The organism is Cellulomonas sp. ATA003, from assembly GCF_031582905.1.
In the GTDB taxonomy this organism is placed as follows: Bacteria; Actinomycetota; Actinomycetes; order Actinomycetales; family Cellulomonadaceae; genus Pengzhenrongella.
In genome coordinates this window covers 2,823,755-2,850,092 of sequence record NZ_CP133990.1, presented here as the reverse complement: position 1 = coordinate 2,850,092, position 26,338 = coordinate 2,823,755, and the positions used below count along the sequence as shown (strand labels likewise).

21 protein-coding genes and 6 pseudogenes are annotated in these 26,338 nt (G+C 75.3%); 17 read left to right on the top strand and 10 right to left on the bottom strand.

What is annotated here, in order from left to right; translation table 11 throughout:
* Nucleotides 1–115 precede the first annotated feature (115 nt).
* Both dapF and REH70_RS14240 read left to right on the top strand, forming a co-directional pair.
* Nucleotides 116–1,117 carry a diaminopimelate epimerase gene (gene dapF, locus REH70_RS14245; RefSeq protein ID WP_310748202.1) on the top strand — a complete coding sequence of 334 codons (1,002 nt, stop codon included), beginning with the start codon at nt 116–118 and terminating at the stop codon, nt 1,115–1,117.
* 71 nt (nt 1,118–1,188) lie between these two features.
* Nucleotides 1,189–1,524: a thioredoxin family protein gene (locus REH70_RS14240; protein WP_310748197.1), complete on the top strand. Its 336-nt coding sequence runs from the start codon at nt 1,189–1,191 to the stop codon at nt 1,522–1,524.
* On the opposite strand, the pseudogene REH70_RS14235 reads toward REH70_RS14240, so the two are convergent.
* A pseudogene (locus tag REH70_RS14235) lies at nt 1,511–2,154 on the bottom strand (class I SAM-dependent methyltransferase); the annotation flags it as partial. The gene REH70_RS14240 and the pseudogene REH70_RS14235 sit on opposite strands and share 14 nt — an antisense overlap.
* Nucleotides 2,155–2,394: 240 nt before the next feature.
* On the opposite strand from REH70_RS14235, the pseudogene hflX reads away from it, so the two are divergent.
* The 3 pseudogenes from hflX (at nt 2,395) to REH70_RS14220 (ending at nt 7,374) form a co-directional block, all read left to right on the top strand.
* Nucleotides 2,395–3,952 (top strand): annotated as a pseudogene (hflX, locus tag REH70_RS14230) (GTPase HflX).
* Between the two features lie 105 nt (nt 3,953–4,057).
* Nucleotides 4,058–6,306 (top strand): annotated as a pseudogene (locus REH70_RS14225) (ATP-dependent DNA helicase).
* A gap of 172 nt (nt 6,307–6,478) precedes the next feature.
* A pseudogene (locus tag REH70_RS14220) lies at nt 6,479–7,374 on the top strand (L-lactate dehydrogenase).
* A 60-nt stretch (nt 7,375–7,434) separates the two neighbouring features.
* On the opposite strand, the gene REH70_RS14215 reads toward REH70_RS14220, so the two are convergent.
* Together REH70_RS14215 and lexA are read right to left on the bottom strand one after the other, a co-directional pair.
* On the bottom strand, nt 7,435–7,752 hold the full coding sequence (locus REH70_RS14215; RefSeq protein ID WP_310748194.1) for a hypothetical protein: 318 nt from the start codon (nt 7,750–7,752) through the stop codon (nt 7,435–7,437).
* Between the two features lie 104 nt (nt 7,753–7,856).
* Nucleotides 7,857–8,564, bottom strand: a complete 708-nt coding sequence (gene lexA / locus REH70_RS14210) for a transcriptional repressor LexA (RefSeq protein ID WP_310754319.1) — start codon at nt 8,562–8,564, stop codon at nt 7,857–7,859.
* Between the two features lie 359 nt (nt 8,565–8,923).
* Between lexA and REH70_RS14205 the strand changes: the two genes are divergently transcribed.
* Nucleotides 8,924–9,181, top strand: a complete 258-nt coding sequence (locus REH70_RS14205) for a LysM peptidoglycan-binding domain-containing protein (protein ID WP_310748192.1) — start codon at nt 8,924–8,926, stop codon at nt 9,179–9,181.
* Between the two features lie 205 nt (nt 9,182–9,386).
* On the top strand, nt 9,387–9,980 hold the full coding sequence (gene nrdR / locus REH70_RS14200; RefSeq protein ID WP_310754317.1) for a transcriptional regulator NrdR: 594 nt from the start codon (nt 9,387–9,389) through the stop codon (nt 9,978–9,980).
* A 7-nt stretch (nt 9,981–9,987) separates the two neighbouring features.
* On the opposite strand, the gene REH70_RS14195 is transcribed toward nrdR, so the two are convergent.
* Nucleotides 9,988–11,721, bottom strand: coding sequence for an AMP-binding protein (locus REH70_RS14195; RefSeq protein ID WP_310748189.1), 1,734 nt, complete (start codon nt 11,719–11,721; stop codon nt 9,988–9,990).
* 129 nt (nt 11,722–11,850) lie between these two features.
* Nucleotides 11,851–12,899: pseudogene (locus tag REH70_RS14190) on the bottom strand (aldo/keto reductase).
* A gap of 151 nt (nt 12,900–13,050) precedes the next feature.
* On the opposite strand from REH70_RS14190, the gene REH70_RS20770 reads away from it, so the two are divergent.
* Nucleotides 13,051–13,470: a DUF5302 domain-containing protein gene (locus tag REH70_RS20770; protein ID WP_396134541.1), complete on the top strand. Its 420-nt coding sequence runs from the start codon at nt 13,051–13,053 to the stop codon at nt 13,468–13,470.
* Here the strand turns inward: REH70_RS20770 and serA are convergent.
* Nucleotides 13,391–14,626, bottom strand: a complete 1,236-nt coding sequence (gene serA / locus REH70_RS14185; protein WP_396134758.1) for a phosphoglycerate dehydrogenase — start codon at nt 14,624–14,626, stop codon at nt 13,391–13,393. The genes REH70_RS20770 and serA overlap by 80 nt on opposite strands.
* Before the next feature lie 44 nt (nt 14,627–14,670).
* A complete protein-coding gene (locus REH70_RS14180; RefSeq protein WP_310748183.1) occupies nt 14,671–16,920 on the bottom strand; it encodes an AAA family ATPase in 2,250 nt (749 codons plus the stop codon).
* Between the two features lie 137 nt (nt 16,921–17,057).
* Here REH70_RS14180 and REH70_RS14175 point away from each other — a divergent pair, with 137 nt between their 5' ends.
* The 6 genes from REH70_RS14175 (at nt 17,058) to REH70_RS14150 (ending at nt 21,961) form a co-directional block, all read left to right on the top strand.
* Complete coding sequence (locus REH70_RS14175) at nt 17,058–18,248, top strand: SpoIIE family protein phosphatase (RefSeq protein ID WP_310748180.1); 1,191 nt, start codon at nt 17,058–17,060, stop codon at nt 18,246–18,248.
* Nucleotides 18,245–19,114, top strand: coding sequence for a CHASE3 domain-containing protein (locus REH70_RS14170; RefSeq protein WP_310748177.1), 870 nt, complete (start codon nt 18,245–18,247; stop codon nt 19,112–19,114). The genes REH70_RS14175 and REH70_RS14170 overlap by 4 nt, the downstream gene beginning before the upstream one ends.
* On the top strand, nt 19,057–19,932 hold the full coding sequence (locus REH70_RS14165) for an ATP-binding protein (RefSeq protein WP_310748175.1): 876 nt from the start codon (nt 19,057–19,059) through the stop codon (nt 19,930–19,932). The genes REH70_RS14170 and REH70_RS14165 overlap by 58 nt, the downstream gene beginning before the upstream one ends.
* Nucleotides 19,933–19,943: 11 nt before the next feature.
* Nucleotides 19,944–20,384: a response regulator gene (locus tag REH70_RS14160; protein WP_310748173.1), complete on the top strand. Its 441-nt coding sequence runs from the start codon at nt 19,944–19,946 to the stop codon at nt 20,382–20,384.
* A 162-nt stretch (nt 20,385–20,546) separates the two neighbouring features.
* On the top strand, nt 20,547–21,491 hold the full coding sequence (locus REH70_RS14155; protein ID WP_310748170.1) for a PAC2 family protein: 945 nt from the start codon (nt 20,547–20,549) through the stop codon (nt 21,489–21,491).
* 266 nt (nt 21,492–21,757) lie between these two features.
* A complete protein-coding gene (locus REH70_RS14150; RefSeq protein WP_310748167.1) occupies nt 21,758–21,961 on the top strand; it encodes a cold-shock protein in 204 nt (67 codons plus the stop codon).
* Nucleotides 21,962–22,080: 119 nt separating this feature from the next.
* Here REH70_RS14150 and REH70_RS14145 read toward each other — a convergent pair whose 3' ends face one another.
* Both REH70_RS14145 and REH70_RS14140 read right to left on the bottom strand, forming a co-directional pair.
* Nucleotides 22,081–22,458: a hypothetical protein gene (locus tag REH70_RS14145; protein ID WP_310748164.1), complete on the bottom strand. Its 378-nt coding sequence runs from the start codon at nt 22,456–22,458 to the stop codon at nt 22,081–22,083.
* Nucleotides 22,436–22,948 carry a hypothetical protein gene (locus REH70_RS14140; RefSeq protein ID WP_310754469.1) on the bottom strand — a complete coding sequence of 171 codons (513 nt, stop codon included), beginning with the start codon at nt 22,946–22,948 and terminating at the stop codon, nt 22,436–22,438. The genes REH70_RS14145 and REH70_RS14140 overlap by 23 nt, the downstream gene beginning before the upstream one ends.
* On the opposite strand from REH70_RS14140, the pseudogene REH70_RS14135 reads away from it, so the two are divergent.
* The 3 genes and pseudogenes from REH70_RS14135 to REH70_RS14125 form a co-directional block, all read left to right on the top strand.
* A pseudogene (locus tag REH70_RS14135) lies at nt 22,903–23,382 on the top strand (SAV_6107 family HEPN domain-containing protein); the annotation flags it as partial. The gene REH70_RS14140 and the pseudogene REH70_RS14135 sit on opposite strands and share 46 nt — an antisense overlap.
* Before the next feature lie 93 nt (nt 23,383–23,475).
* The gene (dinB, locus tag REH70_RS14130) at nt 23,476–24,756 is read left to right on the top strand and encodes a DNA polymerase IV (RefSeq protein WP_310754315.1); all 1,281 of its coding nucleotides are present in this window, start codon (nt 23,476–23,478) and stop codon (nt 24,754–24,756) included.
* Nucleotides 24,757–24,803: 47 nt separating this feature from the next.
* Entirely contained in the window at nt 24,804–25,205 is a 402-nt protein-coding gene (locus tag REH70_RS14125) for a DUF3040 domain-containing protein (RefSeq protein ID WP_310754313.1), read from the top strand.
* Nucleotides 25,206–25,453: 248 nt separating this feature from the next.
* On the opposite strand, the gene REH70_RS14120 is transcribed toward REH70_RS14125, so the two are convergent.
* On the bottom strand, nt 25,454–26,320 hold the full coding sequence (locus REH70_RS14120; RefSeq protein WP_310754312.1) for a transglutaminase domain-containing protein: 867 nt from the start codon (nt 26,318–26,320) through the stop codon (nt 25,454–25,456).
* Between the last annotated feature and the right edge of the window lie 18 nt (nt 26,321–26,338).

The window sequence follows — 26,338 nt, the reverse complement described above, 5'->3', positions numbered from 1 at the left end:
CGGGACCCGGACCTGGTCGAGCGCGCCCTGGCCGTCGTCGCCGCGGCCGACCGCGCACCGGCGGGGAGCGGCCCCCGGCCCCGGGCGGTCCGGCAGGCCGCCGTACCCTGGGCTCATGACCGTGCCCGACGTCGCCCCGACCGCGCCGCACGCGGGCCGCGGCGCCCCGCCGGCACCCGTTCCCCGCACGCTGGCGTTCACCAAGGGGCACGGGACCGAGAACGACTTCGTGCTCCTCGACGACCGCGACGCGACGCTGGACCTCACCCCGGGGCTCGTGCGCGCGCTCGCCGACCGCCGGGCCGGGATCGGCGGGGACGGCGTGATCCGGGTGGTCCCGACCGCGGCGGTCCCCGAGGGGGCGGCGCTGCTCGCGCAGGACCCGGGCGCGACCTGGTTCATGGACTACCGCAACGCCGACGGCTCGGTCGCGGAGATGTGCGGCAACGGCGTCCGGGTGTTCGTGGCGTACCTCGAGCGGCTCGGGCTGGCCCAGGTGCCCGAGCGCACCCCGGACCGGACGTCCGGTGCGCTCGTGATCGGCACCCGGGCCGGGCTCCGGTCCGTGCACCGCGAGGCCGGCGGGCTGTACGCGGTCGACATGGGGCCGTGGCGCCTGGCCGGTGGCCCGGACGCGGCCATCGCCGGGTTCGACGCGGAGGTCGCCGTCGTGGGCCTCGACGTCGCCCGGCCGGCGCTCAGCCTCGACCTGGGGAACCCGCACACCGTTCTGGCGCTGGCCGGTGAGGGCGAGCTGGCGGCCGCGGACCTGACCCGGGCTCCGGACGTGCGCCCGCTGCCCCCGCACGGCACGAACGTCGAGCTCGTCGTCCCGCTCGGGGAGACCACCGCCCCGGACGGTGACCTCGTCGGGCGGGTCCGCATGCGGGTGCACGAGCGCGGCGTGGGCGAGACCCGGTCGTGCGGCACGGGGGCGTGCGCCGCGGCGCTCGCGGTCCGGACCTGGGCCGGCGCGGGCGCGCCGGACGTGTGGCTCGTGGACGTGCCCGGCGGGACCGTCCGGGTCCGGCTGCTGCCGTCCGGCCACGTCGAGCTGGCGGGGCCGGCCGTGCTCGTCGGGTCCGGCACGGTGGACCTGGCCGCGCTGACCGGCTGACCGTGCTCGCGACCGGCTGACCGGCTGACCGGCTGACCGGAACACCGGCCCCCGCGGCCGCGTTCACCCCCGTGACCACCGACCAGCCCCGGCTGACCGCCGACGACCTGGGCGCCGCGCTCGGCCCCCGGGCGACGCTGGTCCAGTTCTCGTCGACGTTCTGCGCACCCTGCCGTGCCACCCGCCGGGTGCTCGAGCGCGTCGTGGGGACCGAGGACGGCGTCGCGCACGTCGAGCTGGACGTCGCCGACCGGACCGACCTGGGTGAGCGGTTCGCCGTGACGACGACGCCCACGGTGCTCGTGCTCGACCGCGACGGGGTCGTCGTGCGGCGGGCGTCCGGGGCGCCGACCCTCGCGCAGGCGCGCGCCGCGGCCGCGCACGCGGCAGCGGTCAGCGGCGGCTGACCCGCAGGACGCGGAACCCTTTCGCGCTCGCAGCGCGCTCGACCGTCAGGGCGCTCGGTGAGGCGTCGGATCCCGCGGCGGTGGGGGCACCGTCGACCGGTGCCAGGGCATCGGCCAGCCAGCGCTGCAGGGAGTCCGCCCCGAGGTTGCGCTGCACCACGAGGTGGGCGTCGGCGCCGCCCGCGAGCCGCGGCAGCCAGTGCAGCAGCATCGCGTGCAGCGCCTCCTTGCCGACCCGGATCGGCGGGTTCGACCACAGCGCGGCGAACGCGACGTCGTCGGGCACTGCGTCGGGCGTGACCGCGTGCACCCCGGCCAGCCCCAGGCGCTCGGCGTTGCGCCGGACGAGGTCCAGCGCCCGCTCGTTGACGTCGACCGCCCACACCCGGGCGTCGGGTGACTCCATCGCCAGGGTGAGCGCGACCGGCCCCCACCCGCACCCGAGATCGAGCAGGTCGCCGGTGGCGGGTGGTGCGGGGACGCTGCGCAGCAGCACCTGCGTGCCTAGGTCGAGCCGACCGGGGAGAACACGCCGCCCGCGGTCTCGACCGTCACGTCCCGGCCGGCGAGGCGGACGTCGAGCGTGCGGCGCTCGTCGGCCGAGGCGGGCCGGGCGGTGAAGTAGTGGTCGCCGGCGGCGTCCGTGCCGTCCGGGCCCGCTGTGCCGTCTGTGCCGTGCGTGCCGTGCGTGCCGTCCGTGACGTCCGGGACGGAGGCGGTGCGGGGGTCGTCGTCGGGCACGCGGCGAGCGTAACGGTCGGGCCGGCGGCGCCCGCGGCGCGGCGTCACGCTGCCAGCGAATTGTGTCGCGACCGTGGGCGGTGCGTGTCACGCTGGAACGACACGCCAGGACTTCACGAAGAGGTGCATGTGACCCATCCCCACACCGGACACCCCGACGCCACCGGCCAGCCCGAGGACGGCAGCGACGTCGCCGCTGCCGAGGCCGTCCCCGAGCGCAGCGCGCAGGACGTCGCCGACGACGTCGTCGCGCGGGTGCTGGCGCGGGCCGGGGGCAGCCCGCAGGTCGACGCGGCGGGGCACACGTCGTACGACGGCGACCAGCTCGACCTCGAGGAGCGCACGTCGCTGCGCCGGGTGGCCGGGCTGTCGACCGAGCTCCAGGACGTCTCCGAGGTCGAGTACCGGCAGCTGCGGCTCGAGCGCGTGGTGCTCGTCGGCGTCTGGGGCGAGGGAACCGCCGAGGACGCCGAGATCTCGCTGCGCGAGCTCGCCGCACTGGCGGAGACCGCGGGGTCGGTGGTGCTCGACGGGCTCCTGCAGCGCCGGCGCAACCCGGACCCGAGCACCTACCTCGGCTCGGGCAAGGCCGCCGAGCTCGCCCAGCTCGTGCGCTCGTCGGGTGCGGACACCGTCGTGGTCGACGGCGAGCTCGCCCTCCCAGCGCCGCGCGCTGGAGGACATCGTCAAGGTCAAGGTGATCGACCGCACCGCGCTGATCCTCGACATCTTCGCCCAGCACGCCAAGTCCCGGGAGGGCAAGGCGCAGGTCGAGCTGGCCCAGCTCGAGTACCTGCTGCCGCGCCTGCGCGGGTGGGGCGAGTCGATGTCCCGCCAGGCAGGTGGTCAGGTCGGCAGCGCGAGCGCCGGCATGGGGTCGCGTGGTCCCGGTGAGACGAAGATCGAGCTGGACCGCCGGCGCATCCGCAACCGGATGGCCAAGCTGCGCCGCGAGATCGCCGCGATGGAGCCCGCCCGGGCGACCATGCGGTCCTCGCGCCGCAGGCACGGCGTCCCGTCGGTCGCGATCGCCGGGTACACCAACGCCGGCAAGTCGTCGCTCCTCAACCGCCTCACCGGCGCCGGCGTGCTGGTCGAGAACGCGCTGTTCGCGACCCTCGACCCGACCGTGCGGCGCGCACAGACCCCGGACGGGCGGGTGTACACGCTCTCGGACACCGTCGGGTTCGTGCGGCACCTGCCGCACCAGCTCGTCGAGGCGTTCCGCTCGACCCTGGAGGAGGTCGCCGAGGCGGACCTCGTGCTGCACGTCGTCGACGTCTCGCACCCGGACCCCGAGGGGCAGATCTCCGCCGTCCGGCACGTGTTCGCGGACATCCCGGGGGCGATGGACGTGCCCGAGGTCATCGTCCTCAACAAGGCCGACGCCGCCGACCCCGCGGTCGTGGCCCGGCTGCGGTCGCGCGAGGTGCACTCGATCGTCGTCTCCGCGCGCACCGGTGAGGGCATCGAGGAGCTGCTCACGCTGATCGCCGACCAGCTGCCCCGGCCGGGCGTGCAGGTCGACGTCGTCATCCCCTACGGGCGCGGCGACCTCGTCAGCCGTGTGCACGTCGAAGGGGAGATCGAGACCGAGCAGCACACCGAGCGCGGTACCGCCCTGCGGGCCAAGGTCGACGCGGCGCTCGCGGCCGAGCTCGAGCAGGCGGCGGTCGCCGCCTCCTGACGCCGGCCGGGTGCCGGCCGAGGCACCGGCGCGCTCGCCGGTGCCACCGGTGGTGGACCGTCAGCCGGGTGGCACCGGGGCGGCGACTACGCTGTCCCGGTGCCCGTGACCTCCTCGACGGCCGCCTCGGCGGCCTCGCCCGGCACCGGCGACCGCGGTGACACCGGCGCCGCCGTCGGCGTCGCACCCGACGGCGCGGACGGCCCGCACCGCTCGCCGGCGGACGAGGTCGACGCGCTCCTCGACGTCGCGGTCGGGCGGCTCGGGGGTGCCCGGCGCGACGGGCAGCACGCCATGGCCCGCGCCGTCGCCGAGGCCATCGACCGCGGGGAGCACCTGCTCGTCCAGGCCGGCACCGGCACCGGCAAGTCGCTCGGCTACCTCGTCCCGGCGGTGCGGCACGCGGTCCGGGAGGACGAGCGTGTCGTGGTGTCCACGGCGACGCTCGCCCTGCAACGCCAGGTCGTGACTCGCGACCTCCCGCTGGTCGCGGACGCGATCGCCCCCGAGCTGCCCCGGGCGCCGCAGATCGCGCTGCTCAAGGGCTGGCACAACTACCTGTGCGTGCACAAGGCGACCGGCGGCTACCCGACCGACGACAGCGCGACGCTCTTCGCGCTGCCGGTGGACGCGCGCGCCGAGCACGCCGGCGCCGCCGACCACCCTGCGGCCGACGGGGACGGGGAGCGGGTCGGTGACCTCGGCGCGCAGGTGCTACGGCTGCGCGCGTGGGCGGACGAGACCGGCACCGGCGACCGTGACGACCTCGTCCCCGGTGTGAGCGACCGGGCCTGGCGGCAGGTGTCCGTCACGTCCCTGGAGTGCGTCGGTCCCCGGTGCCCGATGATCGCCGACTGCTTCCCGAACCGGGCGCGCAACCTGGCCAAGGAGGCGGACGTCGTCGTGACGAACCACGCGATGCTCGGCATCGCGGCGTCCGGCGCCCAGAACGTGCTCCCCGAGCACGACGTGCTCGTCGTCGACGAGGCCCACGAGCTCACCGACCGGGTCACGGCGCAGGCCACCGTGGAGCTGTCGGTGGCGAGCGTGGAGCACGCCGCGCGCCTCGCGCGGCGGCACGGCGGCGTCCCGACCACCGACCTCGACGCGGCGAGCGTCGCGCTCGGCGCGGTGCTCGCCGAGCTGCCGGAGGGCCGGTTCCGCGACGGGCTGCCGCCCGACGCCGTGGGTGCCGTCGCCGCGGTACGGGACGCGGCACGCGGCCTGGTCAGCGTCCTGAAGCCCGAGGGGACCCCGCCCAGGCGGCCGCCGAGGGCGGGCTGAAGATGGCGGCGTCGGCGGTGCTGGCGCTGTTCGAGATCGCCGACCGGATGGCCGGAGACCCCGACCGGCCGCAGCACGACGTGCTGTGGTGCTCGCGTGGCGACGACGCCGGTGGTGGATGGCGCGGTGGCGGCATGTCGAAGCTCCACGCGGCACCGCTGTCCGTCAACGGCCTCATCCGCACCCACCTGCTCGCGGGCCGGTCCGGGGTGCTCACCTCCGCCACCCTCGCGCTCGGCGGGTCGTTCGTCCCGCTCGCGCGCGCGCTCGGGCTGGAGGGCGGGGCCCGGACCGGCGAGGCGTCGACGGTCGTGCCGGAGCGGCCGGAGGCGGGCGGCAGGCGGCCGGAGGCGGGCGGCAGGCGGCCGGAGGAGGGCGGCAGTCGACCGGAGCCGGACAGCGAGCGCGCGTGGCGGGCGGTCGACGTCGGCAGCCCGTTCGACTACGCACGCCAGGGGATCCTCTACATCGCGTCGCGGCTGCCCGCACCGGGGCGTGAGCCCACGACGGACGCCCAGCTCGACGAGATCGCCGCCCTCGTGACCGCGGCGGGCGGGCGCACGCTCGGGCTGTTCTCCTCGCGCCGTGCCGCGACCGCGGCAGCCGAGGCGATGCGCGAGCGGCTCGACGTCCCCGTGCTGGTCCAGGGGGACGACCAGCTGCCGACGCTCGTGCGCCGCTTCGCCGAGGACCCCGCCACCTGCCTGTTCGGCACGCTGTCGCTGTGGCAGGGCGTCGACGTCCCCGGGCCGTCCTGCCGGCTCGTGCTCATCGACCGGATCCCGTTCCCGCGCCCGGACGACCCGGTCCGGTCGGCGCGGTCCGAGGCCGTGGTCGCCGCCGGCGGCAACGGCTTCATGCAGGTCGCCGCGACCCACGCCGCCCTGCTGCTCGCGCAGGGGGCCGGGCGGCTCATCCGCAGCACGGAGGACCGCGGCGTGGTCGCCGTGCTCGACCCGCGCCTCGCGACCGCGCGGTACGGCGAGTTCCTGTCCCGGTCGCTGCCGAGCTTCTGGCGCACTACCGACCGCGCCCGGGTGGTCGCTGCGCTCGAGCGGTTGTCCGCCTAGCCTGGACGCGCGCTCTCGTGCGCCGGCACACCCGCGCCGGCGTGTGCCGACCACCCCCGGAGGACCCGTGACCGACACCTCGTCCCAGCCGCACCCCGCCGACTCCCCGCTCGCCCCCGCGCGCCGGACGACGAAGGTGGCGGTGGTCGGTGCGGGTGCTGTCGGTGCGACCATGGCGTACGCGGCGCTCATGCGCGGTGCGGCCCGGACGGTGGCGCTCTACGACATCAACGCCGCCAAGGTCGAGGCGGAGGCCCTCGACCTGGGGCATGGCATCCAGTTCATGCCGATGGCCGAGGTGATCGGCTCGGACGACATCGCGGTGTGCGCTGACGCCGACGTGGTCATGGTGACCGCCGGCGCGAAGCAGAAGCCGGGTCAGACCCGCATCGACCTGGCCGAGAACACCATCTCGCTGGTCAAGACGATGCTGCCGGCCCTGGTCGAGGTCGCGCCGCACGCCATCTTCGTCATGGTCACCAACCCGGTCGACATCGTCACCTACGCCGCCGGCAAGATCTCCGGGTTGCCGCGCGAGCAGCTGTTCGGGTCCGGGACCGTGCTCGACTCGTCGCGGCTGCGGTACCTCATCGCCCACCACACCGGCGTCGCGGTGCAGAACGTCCACGCGTACATCGCGGGCGAGCACGGTGACACCGAGTTCCCGCTGTGGACGTCGGCCACGATCGGTGGGGTGCCGCTGCTGGACTGGCGCGGGTCGCGCAGCGCGGGACCGCTCACCCCGAGGTGCGCGAGTCCATGACGCGCGAGGTCATCGACTCGGCCTACCGGATCATCGAGGGCAAGGGCGCGACGAACTACGCCATCGCGCTCGCCGGGTCCCGGATCATCGAGGCGGTGCTCAAGGACGAGCGGCGGGTGCTGCCCGTGTCGAGCCTGCTCGAGGGCTACCACGGCGTCAGCGACATCTGCCTGTCCGTGCCGACCGTCGTCGGTCGCCGCGGCGCGGAGCGTCAGCTCGAGGTCCCCATGTCCGACGACGAGCTCGCCAGCCTGCGGCACTCGGCCGAGGCCCTGCAGGCGGTCGCGCGGCGCTTCGGGCTCTGAGCCCGCTGCCGGGCGGACGAGGCTCGGCAGGGACGTGCCCTCGCCGGCCTCGCCGGCGCCTCAGGACCGGTCGGGACGCGCATCGGCCGTCCGGGCCGGGGGCCGCTTGACGGCACCCGGCACGTCCTCGTCCGTCCCGTCGCCCGACGGTCGACGGTCGACGGTCGACGGTGCCCGGCCGTCCGTGTCGGCGAAGGTGCCGGTGCCGGCGTCGGTGCGGGTGGCGGTGTGGGTACCGGTGTCGGCCTCGGGGTCCGGAGCGGCCGGGTCGGGCTCGTCCGGGGCGACCGGCTCGTCCGGGGACGCCGCCGACGCCCCACCGGCTCGGCGCAGCGCGTCGAGCGCGCGGGGTCCGGGATCGCGCAGTGGTCCGGGCATGAGGTCCCTCCTGTCGTCGGCGACCCAGCGTGCCGCCGGCGCCCTCGTCCCGCACCCGGCGGCGGCGCCGCGCCGCCAGGGCGACCGGCCCCGTCGGCCTGCGGTCACAGGCTCCGCAGCACGCTCACCACGCGCCCGAGGACCTGCGCCTGGTCGCCGGGGATCGGCGCGTAGGCCGCGTTGTGCGGCATCAGCCACACGTGGCCGTCGGTGCGCTTGAAGGTCTTGACGGTCGCCTCCCCGTCGATCATCGCCGCGACGACCTCGCCGTTCTCCGCGACCGGCTGCCGACGAACGACGACCCAGTCCCCGTCGCAGATGGCGGCGTCGACCATCGAGTCGCCCGCGACCTTGAGCAGGAACAGGTCGCCGTCCCCGACCAGCTGGCGGGGGAGCGGGAACACGTCCTCGATCACCTGGTCGGCGAGGATCGGACCACCGGCCGCGATCCGACCGACGACGGGCACGTACGACGGTGCCGGGGCGGAGTCCTGCGAGGCGAGGCTCTCCTCGCCGTAGGGCTGCGGTGCCGGCTGCCCCTGCCACGCCGAGATCGAACGCGAGTCGTCCGGCTGCACGACCTCGATGGCGCGCGGCCGGTTGGGGTCCCGACGGAGGTAGCCCTTGCGCTCGAGCGCGGTGAGCTGGTGTTTGACGCTCGAGGGGCTGGTCAGCCCGACCACCTCCCCGATCTCGCGCATGCTCGGCGGGTACCCGCGCTGCTCGACCGAGGACCGGATGGTGTCCAGCACCAGCCGCTGGCGCGGCGTGAGGCCGTCGCCGCCCGTCCCGCCGTCGGGCAGGACGTGCACGGAGGCGAGGTCCTGGGCGTCCGCCGTGGGGCCGTCCGGGCCGGGTGTCGTGCCGTCGTCTGCCACCGAAGTCCTCCTCGTCACCGAGCCCCCGACCGTGCGCCCGGTCGGCGTGTGGGTGGCTCGTGGTGCGCTGTCCGCGTGCTCGCAAGCCTAGGAGCGCCGAGGCCGGGTTTCAAACACCTGTTCGATCGTGTCTCGACGTGTCGGGCGAAGCGTGCTAGACATTCGTACAGACGTTCGACGAACAGACGTTCGGCCCGGACCGACGGAGGGAGCAGGACGATGAGCGCAGCAACGATGACACCCACGACGACCGGCGGGGCGAGCTCCACCTGACACCGCGCGGTCGCCGCGCGGTGCGGACGGTCGCGGTCCTGCTCGCAGCGGGCGCGGTGTTCACCGGTGGGCGTGCCGTCGCCGACGCCCCGGCCTCGCCCGTCGCGGTCGACACCTACACCGTGGGCAGCGGCGAGACGCTGTGGTCGATCGCCTCCGGCTTCACGGCTCCGGGTGAGGACGTGCGGGAGACGGTCGACGACCTGGTGACCCTGAACAACCGTGCGTCCAGCGGTCTGGTCGCCGGCGAGCAGATCCTGGTGCCGGCCGGGGACTGACCCGCGCGCGGAGCGCGGGCCGGCCGGATCGCCGGGCCACGACGGGCGCGTGTGGTCGGCGCCGTGGTCCGGGCGCACCTTGCAGGCCCGGGAGGGCGCCGCCTAGGTTGGGCGGCAGTTGTCATAGGTGTCAGCGGCCGCAGCCACCACATGCCAGACCAATCGGATCGGGGTGCCCGGCCGCTCCGAGGGGCCGGAGGCCGCTGTGCACTGCCCGTTCTGCCGTCACGCCGACTCGCGGGTCGTCGACTCCCGGACCTCCGACGACGGGTCGTCCATCCGCCGGCGTCGGCAGTGCCCGCAGTGCAGTCGCCGGTTCACCACCGTGGAGACCGCGAGCCTGTCGGTCGTCAAGCGGTCCGGCGCCACCGAGCCCTTCAGCCGCGAGAAGATCGTCAACGGCGTGCGCAAGGCGTGCCAGGGGCGTCCGGTGTCCGAGGACGACCTCGCCCTGCTCGCCCAGCGGGTCGAGGAGATGATCCGCAGCACCGGCAGTGCCGAGCTGGACGCGTACGAGATCGGGCTGACGATCCTCGGTCCGCTGCGCGACCTGGACGAGGTCGCCTACCTGCGCTTCGCGAGCGTCTACCAGGCGTTCGACTCGCTGGACGACTTCGAGGCGGCCATCACCGTGCTCCGCGCCGAGCACGAGGCGTCCGCCGTCGACGCCGGCTCGCCGTTGTCCGACGCGGGCTCCGGCGACCCCGTGACCGACGACGCAGGCTCCGCCCACGGGGCGTCGGACGCCACCGCCGGCACGACCGGCAGCGGCTCGCCGGCGACCGAGCCCGCCCGCTGAGCGGACGTCAGCTCGCGGTCCGGCCGGCCTCGGTCGGGTCGCCCGGGGCCTGGCCGAGCAGCCGCTCGCGGACCACTCGGCGCAGCACCTTGCCGATGGGGGACCGGGGCAGCTCGGCGACGACGTCGACGCGCCGGGGGACCGCGTAGCGCGCGAGGCGCTGCTCGCACCACGCGCGGACGGCAGCCAGGTCCGGGGCGCCGGCGCCGGGGGCGAGCACCACGGCGGCCGCGACCGTCTCGCCGAGCTCACCGCCGGGCAGGCCCACCACGGCGGCGTCCGCGACGCCGGGCATCGCCCGCAGGTGGTCCTCGACCTGCGACGGGTACACCTTGAAGCCGCCGGTGATGATCATCTCCTTGGAGCGGTCGACGAGGGTCGCCGACCCGGCGTCGTCGACCACGACGATGTCCCCCGTGCGCAGCCACCCGCCCGGCAGCAGCGATCCGGCGGTCTCCTCCGGACGGTTCCAGTAGCCGGCGAAGACCTGCGGGCCGGCGACGAGCAGCTCGCCACGCTCGCCCGGCTCGACGTCGCAGGTCGGGTCGTCCACGTCCACGACGCGGATGCGGGTGCTGGGGAACGGCAGGCCCAGCGTCCCCGGCCGGCGGTCGGGCGAGCACGGGTTGCCGAGCGCCACCGGCGAGGTCTCCGTCATGCCGTACCCCTCGATGAGCAGGCCGCCGGTGAGCGCCTCCCAGCGCGCGGCGGTCGACGCGGGCACGGGCATCGCCCCGGCGAACGCGACCCGCACCGACGTGAGGTCGGCGCCGGTCGTCTCGGCGACGGTCGCGATGCGGTCGAACATCGGCGCCACCCCGGGCAGGAAGGTCGCCGGGCGGCGCGCCTGCGCGGCGACGACCGCCTCCGGGTCGAACTTCGGGAAGGCGACCAGCGTCGCACCGATGCGGGTCGCGAACGTCAGGCACAGGGTCAGACCGAAGGCGTGGAAGAACGGCAGGATCCCGAAGACGGTCTCCTCGCCGTCGCGCAGACCCGCCCACGCCGCGCCCTGCAGCGCGTTGGCGACCAGGTTGCGGTGCGTGAGCACCGCGGCCTTCGGGGTCCCCGTCGTCCCCCCGGTGTACTGCAGGAGCGCGGTGTCGCCGGAGCGAGGCCGCGCGACGTCGTCGGGCACGGGGGCGGCCTGCCGCACGAGCGTGTGCCAGTCCGGGCAGCCTGCCGGGACCGGCGCCTGCAGCTGGGCGCGCGTGGCGCGTGCCCGGGCGACGGGCAGGCGCAGGGCGAGCCGCTTGAGCGGTGGCAGGTCGCGGGCGAGGTCGACGGCGACCACCGTGCGGACGGCGGTCCGTGACCGGATGCGTGCCACCTCGCCCGCGGTGCGCTGCCAGCAGATCGCGACGACCGCACCGGAGTCGGCGAGCTGGTGCGCGAGCTCCTCCGCGGTGTACGTCGGGTTGTGCTCGACCACGACGGCGCCCAGGCGCAGGACCGCGTAGAACGCGACGACGTGCGCGGTGCAGTTGGGCAGCGCGATCGCGACCCGGTCGCCCGCGCGCACCCCGAGGCCGGCCAGGGCGCCGGCGGCGCGGTCGACCTCGCGGGCGAGCTCGCCGTACGTGGTGGTGCGTCCCTGGAAGTCGACGGCGACCCGGTCGCCGTGACGTCGGGCGGCGCGGTCCAGCGCGGCGGTCAGCGGTTCGTCCGGGACGTCGACCTCGGCCGGGACACCGGCGGGGTAGGAGCGGAGCCAGGGACGGTCAGCGAGGGGGTCGGCCACGGCGTCAGGCTAACCTACGGTTGCGTAGGTTACTGCCGGGTAGCCCGGTCGCGCGTGGCTCCGACCCGGCGTGCGCCCGGGCCCAGGCCCCAGGCCCCAGGCCCGGGGCCGGTCGGCCCCGGCGCGTCGTCACAGGTCGCTGGACCGAGCCGCCCAGATGTTGACCCCCGCGTCCACCGCGTGCTCGTCGATGGCGGCGAGCTCGTCGTCGTCGAAGGCGGTCCGCTCGAGCGCGGCGAGGTTCTCGTCCAGCTGCGCGACGCTGCTCGCGCCCAGCAGCACCGAGGTGACGCGGCGGTCGCGCAGCGCCCAGGCGATCGCCATCTGCGCGAGGGTCTGACCGCGCGCTGCGGCGAGACCGGCCACGGCACGGACGTGCTCGAGGTTCTCGGGCGTGAGGAACTCCGGCCGAAGCGACCCGCCGCGTGCGGCCCGGGAGCCGGCGGGGACGCCGTCGAGGTACTTGCCGGTCAGCATCCCCTGGGCCAGGGGGAGAAGACGATCGCCCCCACGCCGGCGTCGTCGAGCACGTCCAGCAGGGACCGGTCACCCGCCTGTGCGTCCGGACGCTCGATCCAGCGGTTGAGCATCGAGTACGACGGCTGGTGCAGGGTGAGCGTGAGCCCGAGGTCGGTGGCGATCCGGAGCGCCTCCGCGGTGCGACGTGCCGAGTACGACGAGATGCCGGCGTACACGGCCCGGCCGGACTCGACGGCGGTGCGCAGCGCACCGAGTGTCTCCTCGAGCGGGGTGGTCGGGTCGAAGCGGTGGCTGTAGAAGACGTCGACGTGGTCCAGGCCCAGGCGCCGCAGCGACTGGTCCAGGGACGCGAGGAGGTGCTTGCGCGAGCCGCCGCTGCCGGAGGGCCCCGGCCACATGTCGTAGCCGGCCTTGGTCGACACCACGAGCTCGTGCCGCAGCGACCGCAGGTCGCGGGCGAGGACCCGGCCGAAGCCCTCCTCGGCCCAGCCCGGCGGCGGGCCGTAGTTGTTCGCGAGGTCGAGGTGGGTCACGCCGCGGTCGACGGCGCGCAGGACGACGTCGCGCTGGCGCGCCACCGGGTCCCCGGCGCCGAAGTTCTGCCACAGGCCGAGGGAGACGGCGGGCAGGTCCAGGCCGGACCGGCCGGCGCGGCGGAACGGGAGGGCGTCGTGGCGCTGCGGGTCCGGTCGGTGCACCGGCGTCACGCTACGCCGCCGTCAGCGGTCCGAGGGGCTGGCGCCCGGGCGGCACGCGCCGGGGCGATGCGTTTGTCGCCCGGCCCGGCGGCGGGCACCCTGGACCCGGGCGCCGGTCCCGGCGCAGCAGTGACGCACCCAGGAGGCACACGTGGCGCACCAGGACGAGGACGCACCGACGCCGGCTGCGGTGAACGAGGACGCGAAGGCGAAGTTCCGCGAGGCGCTGGAGCGCAAGAAGGCGGCCAACCACCGGTCCGCGCAGGGTCGGGGAACACCGGCTCCGTGCACGGGTCGGAGACGACCGGACCGTCCCAGCGCACCTTCCGCCGGCGGTCCGGCTCCTCCTGAGCCGCCCGCCCGGCCCGCGCTCCGCGCGCGGCACCTCCCGGCCCCGCACCCGACGGCGTGCGGGGCCGGACCTGTGTCGGGCCGCGTGCCCGCCCCGGCCCGCGCGCTTCAGGGCAGCGCGCGCTTCAGGCCCGCGCGCGTCAGGACAGCACGCGCAGGCGCACTGTCTGGGGCATGCGGAGCAGCGCCTCGACGGCGTCCGGGGCGACGTCGGAGTTGACGTCCGTGACCACGTAGCCGATGTCCCCGCGGGTCCCCAGCAGCTGGCCCTCGATGTTGACGCCGTGCTCGGCCAGGGTCGCGTTGACCGCCGCGAGCACACCGGGCGTGTTGCGGTGCAGGTGCGCGATGCGCTGGATCCCGGTGCCCTGGTCGAGGGCGAGGTTGGGCAGGTTGACGCTCAGCGTCGTCGTGCCGGTCGCGAGGTAGTCGCGCATCTTGTTCGACACGAACTGGCCGATCGCCTCCTGCGCCTCCTCGGTCGACCCGCCGGTGTGGGGGGTCAGGATGACGTTGGGCAGGCCGCGCAGCTCGGACTCGAACGCGTCCCCGCGGCGCTTGGGCTCGACCGGGAACACGTCGACGGCGGCGCCCGCGACGTGCCCGGAGAGCACGGCGTCCCGCAGTGCGGCGTAGTCCACGACGAACCCGCGCGAGAGGTTGAGGAAGATCGCGCCGGGCTTCATCCGGGCGAACTGGTCGGCGCCGAACAGCCCCGCGTTCCCGCTGCGCCCGTCGACGTGCAGCGTCACGACGTCGGCGGCCTCGAGCAGCTCGTCGAGGCTGTCCATGCGGCGCGCGTTGCCGAGCGCGAGCTTCTCGGCGGTGTCGTAGAAGATCACCGACATGCCGAGGTTCTCGGCGAGCACCGACAGCTGGGTGCCGATGTTGCCGTACCCGATGATGCCGAGCGTGCGACCGCGCACCTCGTGCGAGCCGGTCGCCGACTTCTCCCAGATCCCGTCGTGCATCGCGCGGTCCAGGACCGTCAGCCGCCGGGTGAGGGCGATGATCTCGGCGAGCGCGATCTCCACGACCGAACGCGTGTTGGAGAACGGGGCGTTGAACGCCGCGACCCCGCGCGACGCGGCGGCGGCGAGGTCGATCTGGTTCGTGCCGATGCAGTAGGCGCCGATCGCGAGCAGGTCCGGCGCCGCTGCCACCACCCGGTCGGTGACCTGGGTCTTGGAGCGGATGCCGAGCAGGTGGACCCCGTCGAGGGCCTCGATGAGCTCGTCCTCGTCCAGCGCACCGGTCCGGGTGGTCACCTCGATCCCCTGTGAGGCCAGGATGGTCGAGGCGAGGGGATGCAGGTTCTCGAGGAGGAGGGCGCGGAGCACGCCCCTATGGTGCGCCGTGTCCGCGGACCGGACCAATCCGGTCCCGCCCCTCGGACTGGCGGACGGTCGTGCGGCGCCGCTCACACCGACGTCGGCCATCCCTCGGGCAGCGGCTCGTGGTGGACCACCCCCAGCCGGCGGGTCGGCCGGGTCATCGCCACGTAGAGGTCGCCGGCGCTCGCGGCGAGCACCTCCGCGGGCTCGGCCAGCACCACCACGTCGAACTCGAGGCCCTTCGCCTGGCGCGGGGTCAGGACGACGAGCGGGGCGTCCAGCGCGGCCGTGCCGGAGCCCAGCGCCTCGCCGAGACCTGCCGCCCGGGCCGCGGCCCGGACGGGCTCGACCAGGCGCTGCGGGACGACCACCGCGACCCGGCCGCCGTCGGCGACGTCGTCGACCTCGCCGAGGGCGGTGGCGGCGCCGCGGACGACGCCCTGCACCAGGTCGTCCGGCGACCCGACCCGGGTCACGGCGAGCGCCCCGGGGACCTCGCGCGCCGACCGCAGCGTGCTGACCGGCAGCTCGGCGGCGCGGGCGACGCTCTGCGCGGCGTCCGCCACGGCGGCGGGCGTGCGGTAGTTCACCGTGAGCTCCGACATCCGCCACGAGCTGCGCAGCACCGGGTCGAGCATGCCGCGCCACGAGCGCGCCCCGGCCCGGGCGGTGGTCTGGGCGACGTCGCCCACGATGGTCATCGACCGCGTCGGCACCCGCCGCAGCAGCATGCGCCACGCCATCGCGGACAGCTCCTGCGCCTCGTCGACGACGACGTGCCCGTACGTCCACGTGCGGTCCGCCGCCGCACGCTCGGCGGTGGTCAGCCGTGGGCCGCTGCTCGCGAACCGGTCGGCGAGCAGCTCCGCGGACACCAGGCCCGCGTTCCCCGACGACTGGAGCACCCGGCGCGCGTAGTCGACCTCGGCGGTGCGCCGCTCGGCGTCGGCGCGGGCCTGGGCGCGCGCGGCCTGGTCGTCCTCGCCCAGCAGCTCGGCGGCCTCGTCGAGCAGCGGCACGTCGGCCGCGGTCCACGGGGCACCGGGCTCGCGCGCGAGCAGCGCCCGGTCCCGGCGGGACAGCTCCGACGCCGCCGCGGCGAGCCGGTGCGGCTTGGTGTACAGGTCCTCGACCAGGCGCTGCGGGGTCAGCGGCATCCAGGCCAGGTTGAGCGCGATCCGGATCTCGCGCGTGGTGCGCAGCTCCTCGAGGATCTCCCCGCGCTCGTCGGCCGGGACGGGGTAGCCGAGCTGCTCCACGTACTGGTCGGCGAGCTTCGCGAGCATCTCGCGCACGAACGTCACGCGGGCCACGTTGTGCGGCCGGTGGTTGCGCCGGGCGCGGGCCATCGCGTCCGCCACGTCGCGCGGGGTGATCACCACCACGCGGCCCTCGACCTTGACCTCCTGCGCCTCGGCCGGCACCCGCTGACGCTGCCGGACGGCGCGCGCGACGACGCCCGCCATGAGCGCCCGGCCCTTGACCTCGGCGACCGCCTCCTCGTCGTCCCCGCGCACCTCGATGCCCGGGTACAGGTCGGCGATCGTGGTGGTGACGACCCCGGTCTCGCCGAGCGACGGCAGCACCTGGTCGATGTAGCGCAGGAAGACCGCGCTGGGGCCGATGAGCAGCACGCCCGAGCGCTCCAGCACGCGGCGGTGCGCGTACAGCAGGTAGGCCGCCCGGTGCAGCGCGACGGCGGTCTTCCCGGTCCCCGGGCCGCCCTGCACGACCAGCGCACCGGCGAGGTCCGAGCGGATGATCGCGTCCTGCTCCGCCTGGATGGTCGCGACGATGTCGCCCATCCGCCCGGTGCGCCCGGCCGCCAGCGCCGCGAGCAGGGCCCCCTCGCCGGTGAGGCCGGACAGCGCGGCGTCGTCGGCGCCGTCGAGCGCGGCGAGGTCGAGCACCTCGTCCTCGATGCCGGTGACCGACCGGCCCCGCGTGACCAGGTGCCGCCGCCGGACGACGTCGTCGCGGTGTGCGGCGGTCGCGCGGTAGAAGGCCTGGGCGGCGGGTGCGCGCCAGTCCGTGAGCATCGTCGTCTGCTGCTCGTCGGTCAGGCCGATGCGGCCGATGTAGCGCTGCGTGCCGTCCTCGAGGTCGAGCCGGCCGAACGCCAGGCGGTCCTCGACCGCCTCGAGCTGGGCGACGCGGTCCTCGTACAGCGTCGCGAAGGCGTCGCGCTCGCTGCGGTTCTGCGGGGAGCCGGACGGTCCGCCGAGGCGCACCTCGCGCAGCCGCTCGCGCTGGTGGGCACGCAGCGCGTCCAGTCGTGCGTAGAGAGCGTCGACGCGCTCCTGCTCGCTGCGCAGCTCGGCCTCGTGGCCTGCCATCGTCCCGCCCTCCGGTGCCGGCTCCCCGGCCCGTGGGACCGACCGCCCCTCCGAGGCGGCCGTCCATTATCCGCCACGGCCGGGCGGCGTCCATCTCGGCGTGTCGTGCCCGTCCCGGGCGGCACCGGCCCGCCCGTATGCTCCGACCGGGGTCGACGACGGCGGGGGACGGGCGTGAGCAGCAGTGCGACGGGGGTGCGCCGATCCGTGTCCTGCTCGTCGAGGACGACGAGGGCGACGCCGTGCTCGTCGAGGAGCTGCTCGCCGACGCCGGGATGTCCGTCGACCTGCACCGCACCCGCTCGCTCGACGAGGCGCTCGGCGCCCTCGACGTCGACTGCGTGCTGCTCGACCTCGGACTGCCCGACGCCGTCGGTCTCGGCGGTCTGCAGCGACTGCTCGCCGCCGGTGCGCCCGCGGTCGTCGTGCTCACCGGCCTGAGCGGCACCGACCTCGGCCTCCAGGCGCTCGCGGCCGGCGCGCAGGACTACCTCGTCAAGGGCGAGGCCGACGCCGGCATGCTCGGCCGCTCCGTCCGGTACGCCGTCCAGCGGCGGCGCTCGGAGGCCACCGAGCGCGCGCTGTACCGCAGCCAGGTCCGCGCGGAGGAGACCGCCCGGCTCGAGCGGGCGCTCCTGCCCGTCCCCGCCGTCCTGGACGCGAGCCTCGAGGTCGGCGTCGGCTACCGCGCCGGCCGCGACGGGCTCCTCGGTGGCGACTTCTACGACGTCGTCGAGCGTCCGGACGGTCGGGTGCTGGCCATCGTCGGCGACGTGTGCGGTCACGGCCCGGACGCCGCCGCGCTGGGCGCGACGCTGCGCACCGCGTGGCGCACCCTCGTGCTCGCCGGGACCCCCACCGGCTCGATCCTGCCGCTGCTCGAGCGGGTGCTCGCCGCCGAGCGGTGGGCGGAGGAGATCTTCACGACCGCGGCCATGCTCGAGGTCGCCCCGAGCCGGCGCTCGGCCGACCTGTACAACGCCGGCCACCCCGTGCCGCTGCTGCTCGGGCCGCCGAGCCGCCTGCTGCCGCCCGACCGTCGGGGCCGGGCCATCGGCGTCCCGGTGCCCGGCGACTGGGAGCCGCAGCGCCTCGACCTCGGCGACCGGTGGCGGCTCATGATGTACACCGACGGCATCATCGAGGCGACGGTCGACGGCGGGCGCATCGGCAAGGCCGGGCTCGTCGAGGTCGTCGACGACGCCCTGACCCAGGGCACCCCGAGTCTCGTCGAGGACGTCATCGCCCAGGTGCGGCGCCGCCACGGCGGCCAGCTCGCCGACGACGCCGCGGCGGTCGTCCTCGGCTGGGCCGGGGGCACGCCGTGAGCGACGGGGCGACCGGACCGGACGTGTCGGCGCGCCCCGACGGGCCCGACCCGGCCGGGGCGCGGCCGACCACCCTGCGCACCCAGCTGCGGCGCGCGCTGATCGCGGCCGCCGTCGTGCTCGGCGTCCTCGTGCTGTGCGCGGTGACCGCGACGGTGCAGGTCGTGCGGGCCCAGGACGACGTCACCGAGCTCTACTACGGCGCGGTCACCGAGGCCAACGCCGGGTACGTGCGCATGCTCGACGCGGAGACCGCCGTGCGCGGGTACGCGCTGACCGCCGACCCGGTCACGCTCGCGCCCTACGCGGACTCGCTGAGCGGCACGGGGAGCTCGACGCCGGAGCTGGCCGACGAGCTCGCCGCGGACGCCGCGCTGTTCGCGTCGCGCGAGCGGGCGGTCGAGGCCGCGCGCCGCTGGGTGGCCGAGTTCGCCGAGCCAACCATCGCCGCGGTCGGCGCGGGCGGGACGGGCGCGGTGACGCCGGAGGAGATCGAGGCCGGTCGCGTCCTGTTCGACGCCACCCGCACCGCGCTCGAGGACTACCTCGAGGACATCCGCGAGCGCCGGGCCGACGCCATCGACGACCTCCAGCGCTGGACGTCGATCCTGGTGGCCGCGACCGCCGCGCTCGCCCTGGGCGCCGCCGCCGTCGGGGTTGCGCTGTGGACGGCGCTCGGCCGCTGGGTGACCGGGCCGCTGGCAGCGCTCGCCGCGGATGCCCGGCACGTGGGCTCGGGCGACCTGGCGCACCGGGTCCGCGCGACCGGGCCGGGGAGATCGCCGCGCTCGCCGGCGACGTCGAGGGCATGCGCCGCACCCTGGTCCGCCAGGTGCAGGAGGCGGCGTCGGCGTCGACGGAGCTGAGCGAGGCGCACCGCCGGCTCACCGAGCAGGCCGAGGAGCTCCAGCGGTCGAACCGTGACCTCGAGCAGTTCGCCTACGTCGCCTCGCACGACCTGCAGGAGCCGCTGCGCAAGGTCGCGAGCTTCACCCAGCTCCTGCAGAAGCGCTACGGCGGCCAGCTGGACGAGCGCGCCGACCAGTACATCGAATTCGCCGTCGACGGCGCCAAGCGCATGCAGCGCCTGATCCAGGACCTGCTGGGCTTCTCCCGGGTGGGCCGGATGAACGGCCGGACCGTGGACGTCGACATGGCGGACGCGCTGAGCGAGGCGGTGTCCAACCTGGACGAGGCGATCGCCGAGGCCGGGGCGACGGTCATCCACGGGGACCTGCCCGTGATCCGTGGCGAACGGCCGCTGCTGGTGCAGCTGCTGCAGAACCTCGTCGGCAACGCGGTCAAGTTCCGCGCGCCGGACCGCGCCGCCGAGGTGCGGGTCACCGCGTGGCGGTCGGCGGGTGCGTGGGAGTTCGAGTGCCGTGACAACGGGATCGGCATCGACGCGCAGTACGCGGAGCGGGTCTTCGTGATCTTCCAGCGGCTGCACGCGAAGGACGCCTACGAGGGCACCGGGATCGGCCTGTCGCTGTGCAAGAAGATCGTCGAGCACCACGGCGGGCACATCTGGGTCGAGCCGACCGACGACGGCCCCGGCACCCGGATCCGGTGGACGCTCCCGATCCCGGTCGAGGCGGACACGCCGGAGGGCGGCGCCCGGGACGACACCCGCGACACCCACGACACCGTCCATGACGACACGACCGCCGACGTCCGGCGCTGAGAGGACCTGCCATGCCCCCCGTGCCCAAGGTGATCGACGTCCTGCTGGTCGAGGACGACCCCGGCGACGTGCTCATGACCCGCGAGGCGTTCGCGGACAACAAGGTCGCCAACCGGCTCGCCGTCGTCAGCGACGGCGTCAGCGCGATGGAGTACCTGCGCAAGGAGGGGCCGTACGCCGACGCCCCCACCCCGGACCTGGTGCTGCTGGACCTCAACCTGCCCCGGATGGACGGGCGCGAGGTGCTGCAGGCGCTCAAGGAGGACGACGAGCTGCGCCGGATCCCCGTGGTGGTGCTGACGACGTCGGAGGCGGAGGAGGACGTGCTGCGCAGCTACACGCTGCACGCGAACGCCTACGTGACCAAGCCGGTCGACTTCGACCGGTTCATCGACGTCGTCCGGCAGATCGACGAGTTCTTCGTCTCCGTGGTGCGCCTGCCGGGTCGGTGACCACCCGGCGGGTCGGGTGAGCACGTGCGGCTCGGCGAGCACGTGCGGCGCGGGGCGGCCCGGCGCGGGACCGCGCCGGGAAGGATCAGGCCGCGCGAGGCGTTGACCCGGGAGTGCCGGCGGCGTGACCGCCGTCGGCGGTGAGCAGGCGGAGAGGGAGCGATGCTGAACCCGAGCGAGATCTACGAGGTCGACCCGCAGGCGGAGAGCCGTCTGGCGGAGCTGTCCGCGCACCTGCCCGAGGGCGGACCGGTCCTCGTGCACGCCGTGCGCGGCTTCGTCGACGCCGGCAGCGCGGGCCAGCTGGCGGCCGAGCACATCCGCGAGGAGCTCGACGCCGTCCCCCTGGTGACCTTCGACGTCGACCAGCTGCTGGACTACCGGTCACGGCGTCCCCTGATGACCTTCGACGCGACGACGTTCAGCGAGTACGCCGAGCCGCACCTGGGCGTCGACCTGGTCACGGACGCCGACGGCGTGCCGTTCCTGCTTCTGCACGGCGTCGAGCCGGACGTCCAGTGGGAGCGCTGGGCGGCAGCCGTGCGCCAGCTCGTCGAGCGCTTCGACGTGCCGCTGACGATCGGCATCCACGGCATCCCGATGGGCATCCCGCACACGCGACCGCTCTCGGCGACGGCGCACGCGACCCGGCCCGAGCTCGTCGCCGACCACACCTCGTGGTTCGGCACCGTGCAGGTCCCGGCGAGCGCGAGCTCGCTGCTGGAGTACCGGCTGGGTCAGTCCGGGCACGACGCGATGGGCTACGCGGTGCACGTCCCGCACTACCTCGCGCAGTCGCCGTTCCCGCTCGCCAGCCAGACCGCGCTGCAGAACGTCGAGCGGTCCACCGGCCTGGACCTCAAGGTGGCCGCGCTCACCGACGCGGTGCGCGAGGCGAACGAGGAGATCGGCCGCCAGGTCGAGGCGTCCGCCGAGGTCGCCGCCGTCGTGCACGCGCTGGAGGAGCAGTACGACAGCTTCGCCCGCTCCATCGGCCGCACGAGCCTGCTCGCGGACACCGCCGAGATCCCGACGGCGGACGAGCTCGGTGACGAGTTCGAGCGCTTCCTGGCCTCGCAGCAGGGCGGCGAGAACCCCGGTCTGTAGTCCTCGTGCGCGCGCGCGCGGGCCGTCCGGGGTCGTCCGGACGAGCTCCGCACAGGGGCCGCGAAACCCTGCCGACGCGGACCACGGTGTGCCACACTCGGCGGCGTTGCAGTGACGTACGGACGCTCGACCCGGCGCCGGTGCCCCTCGGGACCGGTACCCCAGCCCTGGCTGGTCCACCCGGTGAAGGACGTGTGCATTGCGGCACGGCGACCGGGCAACAAGGGTCCGGTCATGCGCCTCGGATGGACAGAAGGACACAGAACATGGCACAGGGTGCTGTCAAGTGGTTCAACGCTGAGAAGGGCTACGGGTTCATCGCCCAGGACGGCGGCGGCGCCGACGTCTTCGTCCACTACTCGGCGATCGACTCCCAGGGCTACCGGTCCCTCGAGGAGGGCCAGCGCGTGGAGTTCGACATCACGCAGGGTCCGAAGGGCCCGCAGGCCGAGCAGGTCCGCCCGCTCTGAGGTCTGAGAGCTCGCAGGTGAGGCCCCGTCCCGACAGGGACGGGGCCTCTCGTGCCCGGGGTTGGCTCCCGGGTCGGGGCGGGCGGTCCGCGGGCCGGTGCGGCCGCGCCGCGGCCGGGTCAGGCGTCGTGCAGCGGCGTCGCCCCGGCGACGAAGGCCTCGAGCTCGGCGCCGTGCAGCACGCGCGTCGGTGCGGGCAGCGACCGGATCGCGCGGGCGACGTCCGCGGACCCGAGCAGCCCGGTGTCGTCGCTGCCCGCGAGCACGAGGTTGCCGTACCGGCGGCCCTTGAGCTGAGCCGGCTCCGCGATCGCGACGACGTCGCGGAACACCGCGCCCAGCGTCGCGATCTCGGCGCGCGCCCGGGCGAGCGGCGGGCGGTCGGCGCAGTTCGCGAGGTACACCCCGCCGGGGACCAGCACGCGCGCGACCTCGCGGGTGAACTCGGCGGTGCGGACGTGCTCCGGTGTGGTGTCACCCGCGAAGACGTCCCGCACGACGACGTCCGCGCTCGCGTCGGGCCGGCGTTCGAGCTCGGTGCGTGCGTCCCCGCCCGGATGCGCAGGGCGGGGAGCGGGGCAGGTCGAACCAGCCCCGCACGAGCTCGGCGAGCGTGGCGTCCAGCTCGACCGCGAGCTGGTGGGACCCGGGCCGAGTGGCGTGCACGTACCGGGCGAAGGTGCAGCCCGCCGCGCCGAGGTGGAGCACCCGCAGCGAGGCGCCCGGCTCGGCGACCCGGTCGACGACGACGGCCATCTGCTGCATGTACTCGAAGTCGAGCCGGGTGGGGTCGGCGAGGTCGAGGTGCGAGCTCGGCACCCCGTTGACCACGACGGTCACGCCGTCCGGGTCGTCGCGGCTGCGCACGAGCTCGACGGTCCCGGTCGAGGTCCGGACGGGGCCGTCCGGCAGCCCCGCGGCGTCTGTGGGTGGCCGGTGGGATGCTCGGCCCGGTCGCCTCGGGGAGGTGCCACCGGATCGAGCCACGGGCCCACCGTAGGGCACGGGAGGGGTTGACTGGTTCGAACACCCGTTCGACACTGGAGGAGGAGGTGCCACCCATGAGCCGTACCGTCCACGCCGCACCACTGCCGACCACGGCCGTCGACCTGCTGCGCCGAGCCGATGCCGAGCTGCTCGCCGCGCAGTTCTCCGCCGGGCCGGCCGAGATGTTCAACCACGCGCACCTGGCCGCCCTGCGGGCCGCGGCCGCGGTGATCGCCACGCACGGCCGGCCGGGTGGGCGCCGCCCGCCGCGTACGGTGTGGGACATGCTCGCGTCCGTCGCACCCGAGGCCTCCGCGTGGTCCGCGTTCTTCGCCGCCGGGGCCCCGCTGCGGCAGGCGGTCGACGCGGGGCGGTTCGACGCGGTCGACGCCGAGCACGCCGAGCGCACGCTGGGCGCCGCGGAGGACCTCCTCGACGAGGTGCGGAGGATGCTCGAGCCCGCCGGTCGCTCCGGTGCCCGGACCCCGGGCGCGGGGCAGCGGCCCGCGCCTCGTGACGGGGCTGCGGTGAGCCGCGGGCCACGCGCCGACGGCGCCCGGCGCGACTGGGGCACCGAGGAGGACGGCTGCTCGATCCTGCACGTCGACATGGATGCCTTCTTCGCCTCGGTCGAGCTGGCTCGCCGGCCACAGCTGCGCGGACGGCCGGTCATCGTCGGCGGCGAGGAGCGGTCGGTCGTGCTCGCGGCCACCTACGAGGCCCGCGCGTTCGGTGTGCACTCGGCGATGCCGATGACGATGGCGAGGCGGATGTGCCCGCAGGCGGTCGTCGTCCCGCCTGACCTGTCGGCCTACCGGGAGGTCTCGGCGGCGGTGATGGACGCGCTCGCGGACGTCACGACGCTGGTCGAGCAGGTCAGCGTCGACGAGGCGTTCCTCGACGTGTCCGGTGCCCGGCGCCGGCTCGGACCGCCGACGACCATCGCGGCGCGCATCCGCGAGCGGGTGCGCGCCGATCACGGGATCACGTGCTCGGTCGGCATCGCGAGCACCAAGTTCGTGGCGAAGCTCGCCTCGGGGCACGCGAAGCCCGACGGCGTGCTGCTGGTCCCGCGGGCGGCGACCGTCGCCTTCCTGCACACCCTCCCGGTGGGTGCCCTGTGGGGCGTGGGCGAGCGCACCGAGGCGGCGCTCGCGCGGTGGGGGATCCGCACCGTCGAGCAGCTCGCCCACAGCGACGTCGCGACGATCCAGCGTGCGGTGGGCAAGGTCGCCGGCGCGCACCTCCACGACCTCGCCTGGGGGCGTGACCCGCGCCCCGTGCAGCCCGGCCGCGTCGAGAAGAGCATCGGGGCCGAGGTCACGTTCCTCGCGGACGTGCACGACGTCGCCGTCGTGCAGCAGCAGGCGTTGGCGCTCGCCGACCGGTGTGCCGAGCGGCTGCGGTCCCAGTCGCTGCTGGCGCGCACCGTGAGCATCAAGATCCGCACGAACGACTTCCGCACGCTCACGCGGGCGCGGACCCTGCCGACACCGACCGACGTCGGCCAGGAGATCTACCTCGTCACGCGCGAGCTGCTCGCCGGCGTCGACCTCGGCGGGCTCCCGGTGCGGCTGGTGGGTGTCCGGGCCGAGGGGCTCTCGCCCGCGGAGTCGACGCCCCGGCAGCCGACGCTCGAGGAGGCGGTCGGCGACGAGGCCGCCACGCGGCGCGATGCGGAGGCCGTGATGGACCTCGTCCGCGGCCGGTTCGGGCGTGCCGCGATAGTTCCCGGATCGGCCGCCGGGATCAGTGATGTTGTCACCCCTCGCTCAACTACCGTCGGGGCGCCGAGCGACCTATCCTGAGGTCCCAGACCATGACCAGTCCCATCAGGGGAAGTGCGGGGGTAGTGATGCCTCTGTCCGAGTACGAGCAGCGCGTACTGGAACAGATGGAGCGACAGCTCACGTCTGACGACCCCAGGCTGGCCAACACGCTCCAGTCACGGGGCGGTCGGCGCGGTGTGGGCCGTTGGCTCATCGTGGGCGCCGGCTTCGTCGGCGGGCTGCTCCTCCTCGTCGCGGGCGCTGCGATGTCGCAGCTGTGGCTCGGGGTGATCGGCTTCCTGCTGATGTTCGGCGCCGTCGCATTCGCCTTCGCCGGGCCGTCGGCGTCGTCCGGACCGGTCGGCGTGGTGCGTGGTGACGGTACCGTCGGCCCCCGCCCGGCCCGTGGGCAGAAGCCCCCGGCGCGGCGGGGGTTCATGGACCGCCTCGAAGAGCGCTGGGACCGTCGCCGGCACGAAGGCCGCTGACCTCCCGCTCGTCACGACGCCGCCCGGCTCCGGCCGGGCGGCGTCGTCGTCTCGTCCGCCCGGTGGCGTGTGCCGCACGGGCGGCGGAGGCGGGCGCGTACCGCAGGCGGCCCGCGTGCACCGCAGGACGTCGGCGCGCACCGTAGGCCGCCGGTGCGGACCGCGGGCCCCCGCGCGTATCTCGGCCCGCCCGCCCGCGCGCAACGCAGGCCGCCGGCACCCGGGGGCGGCGCTCTCGCCTCCGGCGGTCAGCCGCGGCGGCTGCCCGCCGCGGTGAGCCGGGCGACGTCGCGCAGGACGGTCGCGACGCGCTGCTCGAGTGCGGCGTGCTCCCACGTCCGGGGTGCCAGGGCGTACCGGTGGTCCTCGACAGCGCGGGCGAGCTCGAGCAGCGCGGTCCGCGCCTCGGGGTCCATCGGACCGTCGCGGCGCGCCTCCACCTCGGCCTGCACGTGCGCCGCGGCCTGCCGCGGCGTCTGCGCGTCGCTCCACGTGATGTCGGCCGTCGCGAGCCGCCGGCGCAGGTGGGCCCACGCCGCCTCCGGTCGCAGCTCGTCGGCGCCGGCGAGCCGGCGGCGCAGGACGACGACCCCGGCGCCCACGAGCAGGAGGAGGACCGCTGCACCCACGCCGACCGGCACGAGGCCGCTGCCGTCGTCCTCGGTGCCGACCGTCGTGCCCGGCGCCGGTACCGGCGCCGTCGACGGCAGCGGGACGGTGCCCGGCTCCGGCGCGCCGGGCTCGGCGAGCTCGGGGTCGGTGAGATCGACGTTCGCGAAGGGGTCGGCCCAGCGCGGCGGCGCTCCGGTCTGCACCGCCGGCGTCGGCTCGAAGCGGATCCAGCCGGCGTCCGGGAAGTAGAGCTCGGGCCAGGCGTGGGAGTCCCGCCCGGTGACGACGAACCGGCCGGTGTCGTCCGGCGTGCCGGGCAGGAAGCCCACGGCGAGGCGGGCGGGGATGCCGAGGGTGCGCGCCATGACCGTCATCGCGGTGGCGAACTGGACGCAGTAGCCCGTGCGGGTGCCGATGAAGTCCCACACGGCGTCGTCGCTGCGTGCCGTCTCCACGTCGGTCGCGTAGGTGAAGTTCTGCGTGCTGCGGAACCAGGACTGCAGGGCCAGCGCCTGGTCGTA

What these genes read in the sequence shown, in the direction of transcription:
- REH70_RS14215 (WP_310748194.1), bottom strand. Translation starts at nt 7,752, where the DNA reads ATGCCCGGACCACTGCGCGATCCCGGACCCCGCGCGCTCGACGCGCTG.
- REH70_RS14165 (WP_310748175.1), top strand. Translation starts at nt 19,057, where the DNA reads ATGCGCCGCACCCTGGTCCGCCAGGTGCAGGAGGCGGCGTCGGCGTCG.
- REH70_RS14160 (WP_310748173.1), top strand. Translation starts at nt 19,944, where the DNA reads ATGCCCCCCGTGCCCAAGGTGATCGACGTCCTGCTGGTCGAGGACGAC.
- dapF (WP_310748202.1), top strand. Translation starts at nt 116, where the DNA reads ATGACCGTGCCCGACGTCGCCCCGACCGCGCCGCACGCGGGCCGCGGC.
- REH70_RS14150 (WP_310748167.1), top strand. Translation starts at nt 21,758, where the DNA reads ATGGCACAGGGTGCTGTCAAGTGGTTCAACGCTGAGAAGGGCTACGGG.
- REH70_RS14175 (WP_310748180.1), top strand. Translation starts at nt 17,058, where the DNA reads ATGCTCCGACCGGGGTCGACGACGGCGGGGGACGGGCGTGAGCAGCAG.
- REH70_RS14125 (WP_310754313.1), top strand. Translation starts at nt 24,804, where the DNA reads ATGCCTCTGTCCGAGTACGAGCAGCGCGTACTGGAACAGATGGAGCGA.
- REH70_RS14155 (WP_310748170.1), top strand. Translation starts at nt 20,547, where the DNA reads ATGCTGAACCCGAGCGAGATCTACGAGGTCGACCCGCAGGCGGAGAGC.
- REH70_RS14180 (WP_310748183.1), bottom strand. Translation starts at nt 16,920, where the DNA reads ATGGCAGGCCACGAGGCCGAGCTGCGCAGCGAGCAGGAGCGCGTCGAC.